This window comes from Kitasatospora sp. NPDC015120, assembly GCF_043080305.1.
Taxonomy (GTDB): domain Bacteria; phylum Actinomycetota; class Actinomycetes; order Streptomycetales; family Streptomycetaceae; genus Kitasatospora.
On record NZ_JBIBVJ010000002.1, the window covers coordinates 1 to 16,456 of the forward strand.

The window sequence follows — 16,456 nt, forward strand, 5'->3', positions numbered from 1 at the left end:
TGACCCACCCCACCGCCGACGCCGTCCTGGACCGCATGCGCCGCTTCGACGCCAAGGGCCGCACCAGCTGACGCCCCGCGTCCGCCGCCCGAGCCTTCGCTGACCCCAGGACCCCAGGACACCCCATGTATCGCACCGCACTGCGCAATGTGCTGGCCCACAAGGGCCGACTGCTGATGACGGCACTGGCCGTCATGCTGGGCACCGCCTTCGTGGCCGGCACCATGGTCTTCTCCGACACCTTCGGCAAGGCCATGCGGGACAACAACTCCAAGAGCTACTCCGACGTGGCGGTCCAGGTGGTCGACACCGCCGCCGGCGCCGGCGCGACGGCCCGGGAGAAGAGCGAGAAGAGCTCGGTCACCCTGACCGACGCCACCGTCCAGCAGCTCACCGCGCTCCCCGGCACCGCGAGCGCCCGCGGCGTCGTCAGCGGCTTCACCGGGGTCGCCGACAAGGACGGCACCCTGATCGGCCAGCCCTGGACGGCCCGGGGCGCCAACTTCGCCCCCGGCCCGGACGGCAAGGACGCCCGGTACCCGATGGCCGAGGGCCAGGGCCCGAAGAACGGCAAGGAGATCGCCCTCGACCGCAGGACCGCCGACAAGGGCGGCTACAAGGTCGGCGACACCGTCCGGGTCGGCTCCAACGGCCCGGTCCTGGAGGCCAGGCTCACCGGGATCTTCACCACCGACGACCCGGTGGTGAACTCCGGCGGCACCCTCACCCTGTTCGACCGCACCACCGCCCAGCAGCTGCTGCTGGAGCCCGGCCGCTACAGCAGCATCGTGCTCGCCGCCAAGCCCGGCACCAGCCAGGAGGCCCTGCTCTCCGAGGTGAACCAGAAGCTCCACCCGGAGCAGCAGATCGAGGCCCGCACCGGCGCCGACCTGAAGGCCGAGGACGAGCGGCTGATCACCAAGAGCAGCGAGAGCATCCGCACCATGCTGCTCGCCTTCGCCGCGATCTCGCTGTTCGTCGGCATCTTCATCATCGCCAACACCTTCACCATGCTGGTCGCCCAGCGCACCAAGGAGCTCGCCCTGCTGCGCGCCGTCGGCGCCAGCCGCAAGCAGGTGACCCGCTCGGTGCTGGTCGAGGCGCTCGCCATCGGCACCGTCTCGGCCGCGGCCGGCCTGGTCGCCGGTCTCGGCGTCGGCGCGGGGATGCAGTCCCTGATCGCCTCGCTGGACGACGGCATGCCGACCGGCCCGCTGGTGGTCAAGCCGCTGACCGTGGCGGTCACCCTGGTCGTCGGCATCCTGGTCACGGTGCTCTCCGCGCTGCTGCCGGCCGTGCGCGCCGCGCGGATCGCCCCGGTCGCCGCCATGAGCAGCGGTGACCAGCCGGTCAGCCAGAAGTCCCTGGTGGTCCGCAACGTGATCGGCTCGCTGCTGGCCGCCGCCGGCATCGCCCTGGTCGCCTTCGGCGCCTCGAAGGGCAACGCGGACGGCCGGATGCCGGTCGCGCTCGGCGCGCTGCTCGCCGTCCTCGGCGTCTTCGTCCTGCTGCCGCTGCTCTCCCGCCCGGTGATCGCCCTGGTCGGCCCGGTCCTCGGCCGGCTGTTCGGCACCCCGGGCAAGCTGGCCCGGCAGAACGCGGTCCGCAACCCGCGCCGCACCGCCGCCACCGCCGCCGCGCTCACCATCGGCCTGACCCTGGTCAGCGGTCTGACGGTGATCGGCGCCTCGGTCGCCGACACCCTGGACCGGACGGTCACCAGCTCGATGAAGGCCGACTACCTGGTCTCCGCGGCCAACGGGATGAGCCTGTCCGACAAGGTCCCGGCCGAGATCGCCAAGGCCCCCGGGGTGGCCGCCTCCTCGCCGCTGACCTCCGTCTACTGGGGGCTCAACGGCAAGGACCGGACGATCACCGGCCTGAACGCCGACAGCCTCGACAAGCTGGTCTCGGTGACGATGAAGAGCGGCTCGCTGGCCGCTGCCGCCCAGGGGAAGCTGCTGCTCGACGAGGACGCCGCGCAGAAGGCGGGCGCCACCACCGGCTCCACGGTCGAGGTCACCTTCGGCGACGGGACCAAGGGCTCGCTGACCGTCGGCGGCGTCTACGAGAAGGGCGGACTGCTCGGCGGGGCGCTGCTGGCCAACAGCGAGATCGTCAAGCACGAGCCGCAGCCGTTCCTGAACAACGTCCTGGTCAAGGGCACCGGCGGGGAGACCGCGGCGCTCAAGAAGGCGCTCAAGGACGCCACCGGCGCCAACCCGGTGATCGAGGTCAAGTCGCGCCAGGACGTCCGGGACGACTTCAGCCAGACCATCACCTTCGCGCTCAACCTGATGTACGGCCTGCTGGCGATGTCGGTGATCGTGGCGATCCTCGGCGTGATCAACACCCTGGCGATGTCGGTCTTCGAGCGCAAGCGCGAGATCGGCATGCTGCGGGCGATCGGCCTGGACCGCTCCGGCATCAAGCGGATGGTCCGTCTGGAGTCCGTGGTGATCTCGGTCTTCGGCGCCGGCATCGGGATCCTGCTCGGCTGCTTCATGGCCTGGGCGATCAACGGCACCCTGAAGTCCAGCCTGCAGGGCATGGCGACCGTGGTCCCCTACGGCCAGCTGCTGCTCTTCCTGGCGCTGGCCGGGCTGGTCGGCCTGGTGGCCGCCTTCTGGCCCGCCCGCCGCGCCTCCAAGCTGGACATCCTGGCCAGCATCAAGACGGACTGACCACCGGGTCCTGACACGCGGAAGGCCCCTGCCGGAGGGTTTCGGCAGGGGCCTTCTTCGCACTTCTGTACTCCGCCCGACTCGCACAGCCGGCTGAGCACCACGGAGGTCGTGGTCCGGCAACACTGCCGGGCGGAGGGCCTCCGACTCATACCCCGGTGCTCCCACACCGGGGTCCGCAGTCGCTTACTTGCTGGCGAGCTCCTTGCCGGCGGCCGGCTCGGCGGCCGCGACGGCGGGCTTGGTGGGGGCCGTGACCTCCTGGATCGGCTGGTACGGGTTCTCCATCTGCGACAGGCCGACCATCTCGCGCTTCAGGAAGACGGCGAGGGTCCAGTCGGTGAAGACGCGGACCTTCCGGTTGAAGGTGGGGACCATGGCGCCGTGGTACAGGCGGTGGAACCACCAGGCCGGACGGCCCTTCAGCTTGTACTTGCCGAAGAGGATCGCGACACCCTTGTGCAGGCCGAGACCGGCGACCGCACCCAGGTTCTTGTGCTTGTACTCCTGCTGCGGGAAGCCGCGCATGCCGGAGATCACATTGTCGCCGAGGACGGCGGCCTGACGCACGGCGTGCTGCGCGTTCGGCGGGCACCAGGCGCCCTCGCCGGCGGCGAGGTCCGGCACCTGGGCGTTGTCGCCGGCGGCCCAGACGTAGTCGAAGCCCTGGACCTGCAGGGTCGGCGCGGTGTCGACGTGGCCGCGCGGGCCCAGCGGCAGGCCGAACCGGGCCAGCACCGGGTTCGGCTTCACGCCGGCCGTCCACACGATGGTGGAGGCGTCCATCTCCATGCCGTTCTTCAGCACGACGTGGCCGTCGACGCAGGAGTCCATCGAGGTCTCGATGTAGACCTCGATGTTGCGCTCCTCCAGCTTCTCCTTGGTCCACAGACCGAGGTCCGGGCCCATCTCGGGGAGGATGCGGTTGGCGGCCTCGACCACGACGAAGCGCATGTCGTCGCGGCTGACGGTCTTGTAGATCTTGGAGGCGTCGCGCGCCATGTCCTCGATCTCGGCGATCGTCTCGACGCCGGCGAAGCCGCCGCCGATGATGACGAAGGTCAGCGCCTTGCGGCGGACCGCCTCGTCCGTGGTGGACTCGGCCTTGTCCAGCTGCGCCATGACGTGGTTGCGGAGGGCGATGGCCTCCTCCACGGTCTTCATGCCGATGCCGTTCTCGGCCAGACCCGGGATCGGGAAGGTGCGGGAGACCGAACCGGTCGCGACGACCAGGTAGTCGAAGGGCAGCTCGTACGAGTCGCCGGCCGCGGGCTGGATCGTGGCGATCTTGCGCTCGTGGTCCACACCGGTGACCGCACCGGTGAGCACCTCCGCGTTCTTCAGCGCGGTGCGCAGGGGCGCGACGAGGTTGCGGGGCGCGACGTTGCCGCCGGCCGCCTCGGGGAGGAAGGGCAGGTACGTCATGTACGACCGCGGGTCCACGACCGTGACGGTCGCTTCGCCGTAACGCATCTTCTTGAGGATGCGCATCGCGGCATACAGGCCGACGTAACCACCGCCGACAATGAGGATGCGAGGACGCTCCGTGGTGCTCATATCCGAAAGTATCCAGCACCGCTCGGAGCAGCCTTCGTGAGCCCGCTCACAAGCTTATGGACCCCTTCTGCTACACTGCGCGCCCCCGTTCCGGCCCCTCGCGGGACCCCGCACGGCCCTCCCGGCCCCCCGGTGCGCACGTCCGTTCGGACGCCCCCGCTGAGCAGCAACGATCCACGACACAGCCCGGTTCCCGCATGGGATTTCGATTTTCAAACCTCGGGCGGGCCGCAACCTGCGATCCAGCGGTGATCACCCCCGGCGAACCTTCGGTCCCACATATCGGACGGACCGGACCGCCGAGTACGGCGAAAGACCGGATCCTCATGTGAAGAAATTCACGAACATTCCCGCCGGGCCCTCGGCGCGCCCCGGCCCCGGAGCCCCAGGGGGGCTGCCGGGGCCGGTCGGTAAGTCCCGCGCCTGCTCAGCGGGCGATACTCCAGGCGATCCCGTCGAGGATGTCGTGCTCGCTGACGACCACCTCGGCGGCGCCGGTGCGCTCCATGATCTCCAGCAGCTCCAGCGCGCCGGCCGCGATCACGTCCACCCGTCCCGGGTGCATCGACGGGATGGCCGCCCGCTGCGCGTGGGTGGCGTGCAGCAGCCGGTCGGCGATCTCGGCGACCCGCTCCCGGGAGATCCGCGAGTGGTGGATCGCCTCCGAGTCGTACCGGGGCAGGTCCAGGGCGATCGCCGAGATGGTGGTGACCGTGCCGGCCAGGCCGACCAGGGTGGCCGCGCCGGTCAGCGGGACGGCCTCCCCGGCCCGGTCCAGCTCCGCCCGCACGTGCGCGCGCGCCTCGGCGATCTGCTCGTCCGACGGCAGCTCGGCGCCGCCGAAGTGCCGCTCGGTCAGCCGGACGCAGCCGATGTCCACCGAGCGCGCCGCCCGGACGTCCTCGTCCCCGAGCACGAACTCGGTCGAGCCGCCGCCCAGGTCGAAGACCAGGTAGGGGGCGGGGAACTGACCGCCGGTGAGCTCCTTGGTCGCACCGACGAAGGACAGGTGCGCCTCCTCCTCGCCGCTGACCACCTCGGGCTCGACGCCCAGGGCCGCCCGCACGCCGTCGACGTACTCGGCGCTGTTCTCGGCGTCCCGGGAGGCGCTGGTGGCGACGAAGCGGATCCGCTCCGGGCCCACCCCGAGGTCCGCGATCACCCCGGCGTACTCCCGGCAGGCGGCGAAGGTGCGCTCCAGCGCGTCCGGGTGCAGCCGGCCGGTGCGGTCCACGCCCTGGCCCAGCCGGTTGATGATCATCCGCCGGTCCAGGTCGGTGATCGCCCCGGTCCGCGGGTCGAGGTCGGCGACCAGCAGCCGGATCGAGTTGGTGCCGCAGTCGATCGCGGCCACCCGGGTGGTGGTCACGCCCCGTCCTCCCCCGCCTCGTCCGCCTCCTGCGCGGCCCGCTTGGCGGCGCGCTCGGCGGCCTTCTGTTCCTTGGCCGCGATCACGGCCGCGTGGTCCTGCTCCTTGGCCCGGTTGCGGGCCACCCGCTCGCCGGCGGCCGCGACCTCGGCGGCGGAGACGCAGGGGCCCTTGGCCCACCAGTCCTCCAGCATGCCGATCGCCTCGTCGCCGAGCGGGTTGACGCCCTCGCCGGCCGCCAGCGAGTGGCCGACCAGCACGTGCAGGCACTTGACCCGGTCCGGCATGCCGCCGGCGCTCGGGAAGCCCTCCAGCACCTCGATGGCGTCACGGCGGGCGATGTAGTCCTCGTGCGCCTTCTGGTACGCCGCGGCCAGCTCCGGGTCCTCGGCGAGCCGGGCGGTCTGCTCCTTCATCACGCCGTCCGCCTCCAGGGTGCCGATCAGCGAGGCGGCCTTGGGGCAGGTCAGGTAGTAGAGCGTCGGGAACGGCGTGCCGTCCGGCAGGCGGGGGGCCGTCTCCACGACGTCCGGGTTGCCGCACGGGCAGCGGTGGGCCACGGCGCGCAGACCGCGCGGGACCCGGCCGAGCTGTGCGGCGATCGCCGCGACGTCCTCGTCGGAGACGGTGGGGTGGTTCTCAGTGGTCATGGGAGGGGCTGTCTCCAGCGGGGGCGGGGGCGGGTGGTGAGGGTGGGGCGGACTGCCCCGGGGCGACGGGGGCCGTCGGCGCCGCGGCGGCGTCCACGGAGTCCCAGACGCTGGCGTACCAGGGCCGGGCCGCCTTCGCCGGGGCGGCCGCCGGGCCCGCCGCGGGCGGCGGTGCGCCCAGCGCGGACGTCCCGGCGTCCTTGGCCGCCGGGTCCACCGCGATGTACGGGGTCTCCCCCGGCATCGCGTAGTGCAGCCGGGTGCGGGCCTGCGCCTTGACGAACTCCGGGTCCTGCCAGCGGGCCTTCTCCCGGCGCAGCTGCTCGACCTGCTGCCGGGCGTGCTCGGCCCGGGCGCGCTGCGCCGAGATCTCCGAGCGCTGGGAGACGAACTGCCGCGTCGGATAGGCCAGGATCGCCACCAGTGAGCAGAGCACCAGCACGAGGACGGTCGCCCGGCTCGTGAACCGGGGCCGGGCCGCCAAGCCCGGGATCCTCCAGCCTGCCATCTCCGGTGTCCCCTCCTGCTCCTGGTCCGCTCCTGGTCGCGACGGTGCCCCGCCGTCCACCCTACGGGGTGAACGGCGGGGCACCGGTCAGGCGTGCGCTACCGGGACGTCCCGGCGGCATCGGCCGGGGGCGCCGCCGGGCGGGCTCAGCCCTCGTGCTTGAACCGCGGGAACGCGCCGCGGCCGGCGTACTCGGCGGCGTCGTCGAGGATCTCCTCGATGCGCAGCAGCTGGTTGTACTTGGCGACGCGCTCGGAGCGGGCCGGGGCGCCGGTCTTGATCTGGCCGCAGTTGGTGGCGACGGCGAGGTCGGCGATGGTGACGTCCTCGGTCTCGCCGGAGCGGTGCGACATCATGCAGCGGTAGCCGTTGCGCTGGGCCAGCTCGACGGCGTCCAGGGTCTCGGTCAGCGAGCCGATCTGGTTGACCTTCACCAGCAGCGCGTTGGCGGTGCCGGTCTCGATGCCGCGGGCCAGGCGCGCCGGGTTGGTGACGAACAGGTCGTCGCCGACCAGCTGGACCTTGTCGCCCAGCTTCTCGGTCATGGCCTTCCAGCCGTCCCAGTCCGACTCGTCCAGCGGGTCCTCGATGGAGACCAGCGGGTAGGCGTCGACCAGGCCGGCGTAGTACTCGATGAGCTCGGCGGAGGTGAGCGCCTTGCCCTCGAACTGGTAGGCGCCGTCCTCGTAGAACTCGGAGGAGGCGACGTCCAGGGCGAGCGCGACGTCCTTGCCCGGCACGTAGCCGGCCTTCTGGATGGCCTCGACGATGAGGTCCAGGGCCTCGCGGTTGGAGTCCAGGTTCGGGGCGAAGCCGCCCTCGTCGCCCAGGCCGGTCGACAGACCGCGCTCCTTCAGCACGCCCTTGAGGGTGTGGTAGACCTCGACGCCCCAGCGGACGGCCTCGGAGAAGGACTCCGCGCCGATCGGGGCGATCATGAACTCCTGGATGTCGACGTTGGAGTCCGCGTGGGAGCCGCCGTTGAGGATGTTCATCATCGGGACCGGCAGGACGTGCGCGTTCGGGCCGCCCAGGTAGCGGAACAGCGGCAGGTCGCTCGCCTCGGAGGCGGCGTGCGCGACGGCCAGCGAGACGCCCAGGATGGCGTTGGCGCCGAGCGAGGACTTGTCCGGGGTGGCGTCCAGGTCGAGCATGGCCTGGTCGATCAGGCGCTGCTCGGTGGCGTCGTAGCCGACCAGCTCCGGGCCGATCTGCTCGATGACGGCCAGGACGGCCTTCTCCACGCCCTTGCCGAAGTAGCGGTTCTTGTCACCGTCGCGGAGCTCCAGCGCCTCGAAGGCACCGGTGGAGGCACCCGAGGGGACGGCGGCACGGCCGGTGCTGCCGTCGTCGAGGCCGACCTCGACCTCGACCGTGGGGTTGCCGCGCGAGTCGAGGATCTCACGGGCGACGACGACATCGATGGACGGCACGAGGCATCTCCTAGCGGAAGCAGGTTCGGCTGACGGTGGGTGCTGTCGGCCGGACGATTGCGGAGTCGTTACGACCAGAGCCTAACCGCACGGGCTGTCCGGACCACGTCGGCCTCGGCTCCGTCTCAGCGTGTGGCCCGGCTACCCACCGGTAGTTCACCTGGTTGCCCGACCCGAGGGGGCCGGATGCGGACGAAGGGGGACCGATCGGTCCCCCTTCGTCGCGTGCGGCCGGACCGGCCGTCAGGCGAGGGTCAGCACCTGGCCCGGGACGATCAGGTTCGGGTCGGCGCCGACGGTGCCGCGGTTGCCGTCGTACAGGGCCTGCCAGCCGCCGGAGACGCCCTGGGCGGTGGCGATCCCGGCGAGGGTGTCGCCGGAGCGGACGGTGTAGCCCTGGCCGGCCGGCTGCTGCGCGGCGGGGGCGGCCTGGGCGGCGGGAGCGGCCGGGGCGGCGGCCTGCTGGCCGGCGTACTGCTGGTAGACGCTCTGGTGGCTGGTCCAGTACCAGGCGCCGTTGCTCTGGTACCAGAACACCTTGGCGTCGGCGTCCCAGCCGGCCTTGCCGGAGAAGGCCGGCGACTGCTGCTGCGTCTGCGGGGCCTCCTGCCGGGGCGCGGCGTGCTTCGGCGCGTACTGCTGCGCCTGCGGCTTGGCGGCCTGCTGCGGGGCCTGCTGCTTGGGTGCGGCGTGCTTCGGCGCGGCGGGCTTCGCGGTCTCCTGCTGCGGCTCGGCCTCCTGGGCGGCCTGCGGGACCTGGGGCTTCGGGGCGGCCGGCTTGGCGTCCGTCGAGGTGTCGACCGCCGCCGGGGCGCCGCCCTTGCTCAGGCCGGCCTTCTTGGAGCAGACCGGCCAGGCGCCCGGGCCCTGCGAGGCGAGCACCTTCTCGGCGACCGAGATCTGCTGGGCCTTGGAGGCCTGGTTGGCCTGCGGCGCGTAGGCGGTGCCGCCGTACGCCTTCCAGGTGCTGGAGGTGAACTGGAGGCCGCCGTAGAAGCCGTTGCCGGTGTTGATGCTCCAGTTGCCGCCGCTCTCGCACTGGGCGACCGCGTCCCAGGTGGAGACCGGGGCGGCGGAGGCGCCGGTGGCGCTCAGGATCGGCATGGCCAGTCCGACGCCGGCGACACCGGCGACGGCGATGGCCTTCTCGGCCTGGGTACGGCGACGGTGACGACCGGTTCCAACGAACAGCATGAAGACGTCCCTCTCCGCACGCCTGCGAGGTGAGCTGTCGGGTTCGGACCGGGAGGTGGCCCGGCCGCGCGGAGGCGGCTTCACCCCTAGCCGTGGGAGACGGCGCAAAACCTGGGTCCCCCGCCCCTGCCCAGGGTTCTGGTCGGCTTCCCGTGGCACGGCGGGCAGGACTCGGCGTTCCGCGCACGGGGCTCGCAGCTGCGAACTCCAGGGAGAGTAGACAGATCCTCAGAGCAATCACAAGCTCATATCGTCGGTATCACATGGACATCACGTCATGTGATGGATTGCCTACCAACCGAGGTGGTATGTCCGGATTGAGGGTGGTTCAGACCCCTGGGAACGAGGCAACGGAGAGTTCCCGTCAGCGTGTTGTGCCGAGGCGTCAGCCCCCGGAGCCGGTCTTCGGAGGCTCCTCGCCGGGCGCTTTCTCCGGTGTGAATTCCACCGGAAGTTCACGGAGTCCACGCATGATCAGACCACCGCGCCAGCGCAGGTCCACCGGGTCCGCGGCGAGTCCGAGGTCCGGCAGCCGGGTCAGCAGGGTGGCCAGCGCGGCCCGCCCCTCCAGCCGTGCCAGCGGGGCCCCGATGCAGTAGTGGATGCCGTGCCCGAAGCCCAGGTGCGGGTTGTCCGTCCGGGCCAGGTCCAGGGTGTTCTCGTCGGCGAACCGCGCCGGGTCCCGGTCCGCGGCGGCGAGCACCACCAGCACCGGGTCGCCGACCGGGATCCCCACCCCGCCGATGGTCAGCGGACTGGTCGCGAACCGCCAGGTCGCCAGCTCCACCGGCCCGTCGTAGCGCAGGAGTTCCTCGATGCCGGTCTCCAGCAGCGCGCTCTCGCCGCGGCCGACCGACTCCTGCAGCAGCGCGCGCTGTCCCGGGTTGCGCAGCAGCGCGTACACGCCGTTGCCGATCAGGTTGACCGTGGTCTCGAAGCCGGCGAACAGCAGGATGAAGGCCATCGCCGCGGCCTCGTTCTCGGTCAGGTGCTCGCCGTGGTCGCTCGCCCGGATCAGCCCCGAGATCAGGTCGTCGCCGAGGTCGGCCCGCTTGCGGTGGATCAGCTCCGCCAGATAGGCGCGCATCCGCTTCACCGCGCGCCCCACGCCGCCGCGCTGACCGCCGCCGTGCCGGATCATCATCCCGGCCCAGTCCCGGAAGTCGTCCTGGTCCTCGGCCGGCACCCCGAGCAGGTCGCAGATCGCGTAGATGGGGAGCGGGAACGCGAACTCGTGGATCAGGTCGGCGGACCCGCGCGCCGCGAAGCCGTCGATCAGCCGGTCGGTCAGCTGCTGCACCCGTGGCTCGAAGGCGGCCACCCGGCGCGGTGTGAACGCCTTCGACACCAGACGGCGCAGCCGGGTGTGGTCCGGCGGGTCGATGTTCAGCAGGTGGGTCATCAGGTCGGCCTGCCGCTCGCCCGGGATGCCGACCCGGCCGGTGCGGTGGGCCTGCTCGCTGTGGTGCACCGGGTTCTTGGAGAGCCGGCTGTCCGCGAGCGCCTGCCGGGCGTCCGCGTACCGGGTGACCAGCCAGGCCTCCACCCCGCTCGGCAGGGTGGTCCGGTGCACCGGCTCGTGCTCGCGCAGCCAGGCGTACGCGGGGTACGGATCGGCGGCGAACTCCCAGGTGAACAGGGGCGGACGGGGGGAGGCGGGCTGAGCTGGCATGGGTCGACGGTATCCCGGGCGTGTCCCGGCCACCGCACGGCGTGCGCGCGGGGGCGCGGTGACCGGTGGGGTCCGGGCGGGGTCCGGGCGAGGTCCGCCGCGCGCGGCAGGCGTGAGCCTGGTCACCTGAGGGGTAATTCCTGTTGCGGAGGGTCAGGACCTGCCTACGATCCTCCGCAAGATGTCCGTGGGCGCCGGTGCGGAGCCGCCCACAGGGAGGAGCAAGGCCATGCGGGTCACCGGTTCGGTCGTCGTGATCGCCGTGCTCGACGGCGGGTCGGGGGCGGACCTCGCCCGGCGGCTCACCTCTGCGGGGGCCGTCGGCGTGCTGATCGCCGACCAGCGGGTCGGGATCGCCGAGGACCTCGCCACCGAGCTCGACCGGCCGGGCTGCCGGGTCGTCGGCGTCTGCGGCGACGTCCGCCGGCCCAGCGACGTCGCCGCGCTGGTCGACACGGCGGAGAAGCACCTGGGGCCGATCGACCTGTTCTGCGTGGCCGGGCCGGACGGCGAGCGGATCGTCTCCCTCGGCGACCTGCCCGACCACCTCGACCTGGAGCGGCTCGCCGAGCTGGTCGCCCTGGTCGGCGAGGCGATCGGCGAGGTGGTCGTCCCGGCGCAGCGGCGGCCGGTGGAGGACGTGGCCGTCGTCTGAGACGGCCGCCGCTCCCACCGGGCCCCGGGCGGCGCTACTCCGCGGGCTTCAGGCCCTCGGCGGCGCGCACCGCGTCCCGGTAGCCGCGCGCCGCGGCCCGCAGCGCGGCGTCCACGTCGACCCCGGCGTCGTGCGCGCGCTGCGCCACCGCGAGCAGCAGCCGGCCCGCCGACTCCGCCGTGAGCTCGGCCGGCAGCGCGTACGGCTCGTCCGGCACGCCCGTGAACCCGGCCCGGCGCACCCGTGAGACCAGCTTCGCCGCGTACGCGAGCGAGGGCAGCCCGGCCGGCACGCCGTCCAGCACCGACTCCCGCTCCGACTTCTCGGCCGCCTTGAGCGCCTCCCAGCTGGCCTCCACCTCCGCCGCGCCGCTCGCCTCGGCGTCGCCGAACACGTGCGGGTGGCGGTACATCAGCTTGTCGACGATGTCGCCCGCCACGTCGTCGATCGAGAAGGCCCCGGTGGGGTGCTCCTCGGCGATCCGGGAGTGGAAGAAGACCTGGAGCAGGACGTCGCCCAGCTCCTCGCGGAGCATGTCGCGGTCCCCCTCCTCGATCGCCTCGACCAGCTCGTAGGCCTCCTCGACCAGGTACTTCACCAGGCTGGCGTGGGTCTGCTCGGCGTCCCACGGGCAGCCGCCCGGCGAGCGGAGCCGGTCCATCACGGAGACCAGGTCCAGCAGCCGCGCGCCCGGCAGGTCGTACGAGCCGGGCAGCACCTCGATCTCCGGCACCTCGCCGGCGTGCTCGACGGCGAGGCGCGCCAGCGCCTCGGTCAGCCCGGGGTCGCCGTCCGGGCTGCCCAGCCAGACCGTCGGACCGGCCTCGGCGGGCGGCCCGGCCGGGGCCTCGGTCAGCAGCCGGGCCAGCGCGGGGGCGGAGCCGGGCGCCACGATCCGCACCTCGACGCCGGCCTGCGCCACGGCGGGCAGCTGCGGGTGGGCGGGGTCGGCGGCGAGCACCCGGCCGGCCGACCGCAGCGCCTCCCAGGCGGGCCACGACAGCAGGCCGGGGGCCACCCGGTGGGTGGTGATGAGGAGGATCAGCTTCGGGCCGGGAGGATTCGTCGTCACACCCCGAACCTACCCGCCCGGCCCGCGCCCCCGCCCCCGGATTCCGGAGCACCCGCGGGCCCCGGCCGCTGCCGCCCGCACGGCCGCGCGGAGCCGTCAACCCTGACGTTCGTCCAGGCCGGACCCTGTCTTTCGGGTCGGGTGGGCCGCCGCCCCCGGGGCCTACCGTCCACGGCATGACGAACACGCTCAGGAACAGGACGGCCCTCGCGGTGGTGCTGCTGGGGGCGGGCACCGGCACGGTCGGGTGGCTGGCGCCGGGGCGCGCGGGCGGGGAAGGACCGGTCCGGGTGGTCACCGGCTGGTCCGCCGCCGGCTACCGCCGGGTGGCCGGGGCCGTCGCCGACGCCCCGCCCCGGCTCGCCGCCCTGCTGGAGCCCGCCACCGAGGCCGGGCTGCTGGTGCTGGGTCTGCTGCTGGTGGTCGGCTGGTGGACGGCGCGCGGGCGACGGGACGCGGGCGCGGTCGCGGGGATCGCGCTCACCGGCCTCGGCACGGTGCTCGCGTACGGGACGAGCGAGCTGCTGAAGTCGGTGCTCGGCGAGGAGCGGCCCTGCCGGGCCCTGTCCGCCCTGCCGTCCACCGCGCTCGCCGACTGCCCGCCACCGGGCGACTGGTCGTTCCCCAGCAACCACGCGACGCTGGCCGTCGCCCTGGGCACCGGGCTGGTGCTGCTGCGGCCGCGCCGGGAGGCGTGGGCGGGGCGGGCAGGCTCGGCGAGGCGGGCCGGGCGGGCCGGGTGGGCGGCGTGGGTGGCGTGGGTGGCCGTGCCCGTCGGGCTGGGGACGGCCGGCCTGCGGGTCGCCGCCGGGGTGCACTACCCGCACGACGTGCTCGCCGGGGCGGCGCTGGGCGGGACGGTCACGGCGGCGGTGGTCCTCGCCCTGCTGCCGTCCGCGACGGCGGCGGTCGGCGCGCTGGACGGCGTGCGGCTGCTCGGGCCGCTGCTGCTCCGTCCGCTGCCGGTCGCGGGGCCGGTGCCCGTCGCGGCGTCCGCCCCGGGGTCAGGCCGGCGGGCCCGCCGTCAGGCCGGCCTCGTGGGCGAGGACGGCGGCGGCCGCCCGGTTGGCCACGCCCAGCCGCGCCAGGACATTGCTGACGTGCGCCTTCACCGTGCCCTCCACCACCCCGATCCGGCGGGCGATCTGACCGTTGGACAGCCCGGCGGCGACCAGCGCCAGGACGTCCCGTTCACGGGCGGTCAGCCCGGCCACCCGGCGCTGGGCCGCGGCCCTGCGGTCGGCCGGGCCGCCGGCCCCGGTGGCGGCCAGGTGGGCCACCACCCGGGCGGCCACCCGGGGTGAGAGGTAGGCCGCGCCGTCCGCCACCGACCGGACCCCGGCGATCAGCTCCTCCGGCTCGCCGGACTTGATCAGGAAGCCGTTGGCACCCCCGCCGAGGGCCCGCAGGATGTAGTCGTCCTCGCCGAAGGTGGTCAGCATGACGATCCCGGTGGCCGCTCCGGCGCGGGTGGTGACGGCGCCGCGGCGGATCTCGGCGGCCGCGGCGATGCCGTCCGTGCCGGGCATCCGGATGTCCAGCACGGCGACGTCCGGGCGGTGGCGCCGGACCAGCTCCACCGCCTCCCGCCCGTCCCCGGTCTCGGCGACGATCTCGATCCCCGGGTCGGTGGCGAGCACGGCGCGCACACCGGCCCGCACCATCGGCTCGTCGTCCGCGATCACCACCCGGATCGGTGGGCGGGCCCCGTCCGCCTGCTCCGCGGCGTTCACCGGGCGCCCGACCCGGCGCCCGACCGGACGCTCGACCGGACGCTCACCGGACCAGGGCGTCCAGGGAGACCAGCACGTCGTCCCGGAAGCAGAGCCGGTACGCGTCCCCGGAGCGGCCGTCGTCGGACGCCTCGGCCGTCATCGCGTAGTACTCGCACGTCACTCCCTCTCCCCCGGGCGGTGGGCCGCCCACGGACGGATGGTACGGAAGCCGGTGGTCCGGCAGGAACCGCTGCACGGTGGCCCGGTCCTGGCCGACGCGCAGCGACGCGTAGTCGGCGGGGTCGAGGACGGAGCGGCCGGCCGTCTGGATCGTCCAGCTGCGCAGCACGGCGGTGAGGGCCAGGGCGACGGTCAGCGGCGCCAGGACCACCGCCGCCATCATCCGGCCCACCCGGCGGCGGGCCCGGCGCAGTTCACGGGCGGGCGACAACGTGACCGGCCGCGGCGCCGGAGCGCCCGCCGGGGCACCGGAGCGGGGCAGCCGGGCGCGGACCTCGAAGCCGCCGTCGTCCCGGGGCCCGTACCGGAAGGTGCCGCCGGCCAGCCGGACCCGCTCGGCCAGGCCGATGAGGCCGCGGCCCCCCGTCACCGGACCGGGCGGACCTCCCCGGGGCGGCCCGTTGACCACCCGGATCCGGGCACCGTCCGGGGAGTACGCGACCCGCACCGCGACCGGGGCGCCGGGAGCGTGCTTGGCGGCGTTGGTCAGCGCCTCCTGAACCACCCGGTAGGCGGCGTGCTCGGCCGCCCGCGGCAGTCCGTCCGGCTCACCGGTGACGGTCAGCCCGACGTCCAGGCCCGCCGCGGCCGCCTCCTCCACCAGCTGCGGGACACCCGCGTCGGCCGGGCCCCGGGAGGCGTGCGCGTCCGTCTCGTCCCGCAGGACCCCGATCACCTCCCCGAGGCGTTCGACGGCAGCCGCCGCACCCGCCCGGATCTCCCGGGCCGCCTCCCGGTGCGGCGGAGCCAGGCCGGGCGCCAGCTGCAGCGCTCCGGCGCGCAGCGCGATCAGGCTCAGGTCGTGGCCGAGCGCGTCGTGCATGTCCTGGGCGATCCGGGCCCGCTCGCGCAGCCGCGCCTGCTCGGCCACCAGCTGCTGCTCACGCTCGGCCCGCTCCGCCCGCTCCCAGCCGGCCCGCACGAGTTCCTGCGACAGCCGCCAGAACCGGCCCACCATCCACGGGCCCATCCCGGCGCAGACCAGCACCGAGACCACCGAGATCGCCTGCTCGGACCGGCCCGGGACGACCACGGCCACCAGCGTCCCGGCCGCCACCAGGCCCAGCAGCAGCCCGGCCGCCACCCGCACCCGCTCCATCCGCACCCCGGCCGCGAACGCCGCCCCGACCCCCGGCAGCGCCCACCAGAACGACACCGCAGTCAGCCCGAGCCCCGCGGCCGCCACCACCAGCAGCGCCCACTCCACCCACCGATCTCTCCACACCCGCCCGACCCTACGGACCCCAGCCCGCCCCCGAATCTGCCGAAAGTCATACCTGCCCCACCCAGCACAGAAAGTCGGCCCCACCGACTTCCCACTCCCACGCCAGAGCGGAGGGAGGTGGGCAGCACCAGCCCGGCCAGCACAGGAAGTCGAACCCGCCGACCTCCCACTCCCACGCCGAGGCAGCAGGAAGGCGGCAGCACCCACCCGACCAGCACAGAAAGTCGGCCCCATCGACCTCCCACTCCCACGCCAGAGCAGAGGGAGGTGGGCAGCACCAGCCCGGCCAGCACAGGAAGTCGAACCCGCCGACCTCCCACTCCCACGCCGAGGCAGCAGGAAGGCGGCAGCACCCACCCGACCAGCACAGAAAGTCGGCCCCATCGACCTCCCACTCCCACGCCAGAGCAGAGGGAGGTGGGCAGCACCAGCCCGGCCAGCACAGGAAGTCGAACCCGCCGACCTCCCACTCCCACGCCCGT

11 protein-coding genes, 2 pseudogenes and 1 riboswitch are annotated in these 16,456 nt (G+C 73.7%); of the genes and pseudogenes, 3 read left to right on the forward strand and 10 right to left on the reverse strand.

Annotation, left to right across the window (positions count from 1 at the left end; genetic code table 11):
• Positions 1-125 precede the first annotated feature (125 nt).
• Positions 126-2,684 (forward strand): ABC transporter permease, encoded by a 2,559-nt coding sequence (locus ACF1AK_RS04860; protein ID WP_391497359.1) that lies wholly within the window; start codon positions 126-128, stop codon positions 2,682-2,684.
• A gap of 186 nt (positions 2,685-2,870) precedes the next feature.
• Here the strand turns inward: ACF1AK_RS04860 and ACF1AK_RS04865 are convergent, their stop codons facing one another.
• The 7 genes and pseudogenes from ACF1AK_RS04865 to ACF1AK_RS04895 form a co-directional block, all read right to left on the reverse strand.
• Complete coding sequence (locus ACF1AK_RS04865) at positions 2,871-4,241, reverse strand: NAD(P)/FAD-dependent oxidoreductase (protein WP_391497360.1); 1,371 nt, start codon at positions 4,239-4,241, stop codon at positions 2,871-2,873.
• Between the two features lie 427 nt (positions 4,242-4,668).
• Positions 4,669-5,610 carry an exopolyphosphatase gene (locus ACF1AK_RS04870; protein WP_391497361.1) on the reverse strand — a complete coding sequence of 314 codons (942 nt, stop codon included), beginning with the start codon at positions 5,608-5,610 and terminating at the stop codon, positions 4,669-4,671.
• Between the two features lie 140 nt (positions 5,611-5,750).
• Positions 5,751-6,278 (reverse strand): annotated as a pseudogene (locus ACF1AK_RS04875) (DUF501 domain-containing protein); the annotation flags it as partial.
• Entirely contained in the window at positions 6,250-6,744 is a 495-nt protein-coding gene (locus tag ACF1AK_RS04880; RefSeq protein ID WP_391497362.1) for a septum formation initiator family protein, read from the reverse strand. The gene ACF1AK_RS04880 and the pseudogene ACF1AK_RS04875, both read right to left, overlap by 29 nt.
• Positions 6,745-6,914: 170 nt before the next feature.
• Entirely contained in the window at positions 6,915-8,201 is a 1,287-nt protein-coding gene (gene eno / locus ACF1AK_RS04885; RefSeq protein WP_380294962.1) for a phosphopyruvate hydratase, read from the reverse strand.
• A 243-nt stretch (positions 8,202-8,444) separates the two neighbouring features.
• The gene (locus ACF1AK_RS04890; RefSeq protein WP_391497363.1) at positions 8,445-9,395 is read right to left on the reverse strand and encodes a transglycosylase family protein; all 951 of its coding nucleotides are present in this window, start codon (positions 9,393-9,395) and stop codon (positions 8,445-8,447) included.
• Positions 9,396-9,400: 5 nt separating this feature from the next.
• Positions 9,401-9,549: riboswitch (cyclic di-AMP (ydaO/yuaA leader) on the reverse strand.
• A 231-nt stretch (positions 9,550-9,780) separates the two neighbouring features.
• Positions 9,781-11,067 (reverse strand): cytochrome P450, encoded by a 1,287-nt coding sequence (locus ACF1AK_RS04895; protein WP_391497364.1) that lies wholly within the window; start codon positions 11,065-11,067, stop codon positions 9,781-9,783.
• 229 nt (positions 11,068-11,296) lie between these two features.
• On the opposite strand from ACF1AK_RS04895, the gene ACF1AK_RS04900 reads away from it, so the two are divergent.
• Entirely contained in the window at positions 11,297-11,722 is a 426-nt protein-coding gene (locus ACF1AK_RS04900; RefSeq protein ID WP_391497365.1) for an SDR family NAD(P)-dependent oxidoreductase, read from the forward strand.
• A gap of 34 nt (positions 11,723-11,756) precedes the next feature.
• Here the strand turns inward: ACF1AK_RS04900 and ACF1AK_RS04905 are convergent, their stop codons facing one another.
• Positions 11,757-12,794 carry a MazG family protein gene (locus tag ACF1AK_RS04905; RefSeq protein WP_391497366.1) on the reverse strand — a complete coding sequence of 346 codons (1,038 nt, stop codon included), beginning with the start codon at positions 12,792-12,794 and terminating at the stop codon, positions 11,757-11,759.
• Between the two features lie 176 nt (positions 12,795-12,970).
• On the opposite strand from ACF1AK_RS04905, the pseudogene ACF1AK_RS04910 reads away from it, so the two are divergent.
• Positions 12,971-13,663, forward strand: a pseudogene (locus ACF1AK_RS04910) (phosphatase PAP2 family protein); the annotation flags it as partial.
• Positions 13,664-13,798: 135 nt separating this feature from the next.
• Here ACF1AK_RS04910 and ACF1AK_RS04915 read toward each other — a convergent pair.
• Both ACF1AK_RS04915 and ACF1AK_RS04920 read right to left on the reverse strand, forming a co-directional pair.
• Positions 13,799-14,527: a response regulator gene (locus ACF1AK_RS04915; protein ID WP_391497367.1), complete on the reverse strand. Its 729-nt coding sequence runs from the start codon at positions 14,525-14,527 to the stop codon at positions 13,799-13,801.
• A gap of 43 nt (positions 14,528-14,570) precedes the next feature.
• The gene (locus tag ACF1AK_RS04920; RefSeq protein WP_391497368.1) at positions 14,571-15,974 is read right to left on the reverse strand and encodes a sensor histidine kinase; all 1,404 of its coding nucleotides are present in this window, start codon (positions 15,972-15,974) and stop codon (positions 14,571-14,573) included.
• Between the last annotated feature and the right edge of the window lie 482 nt (positions 15,975-16,456).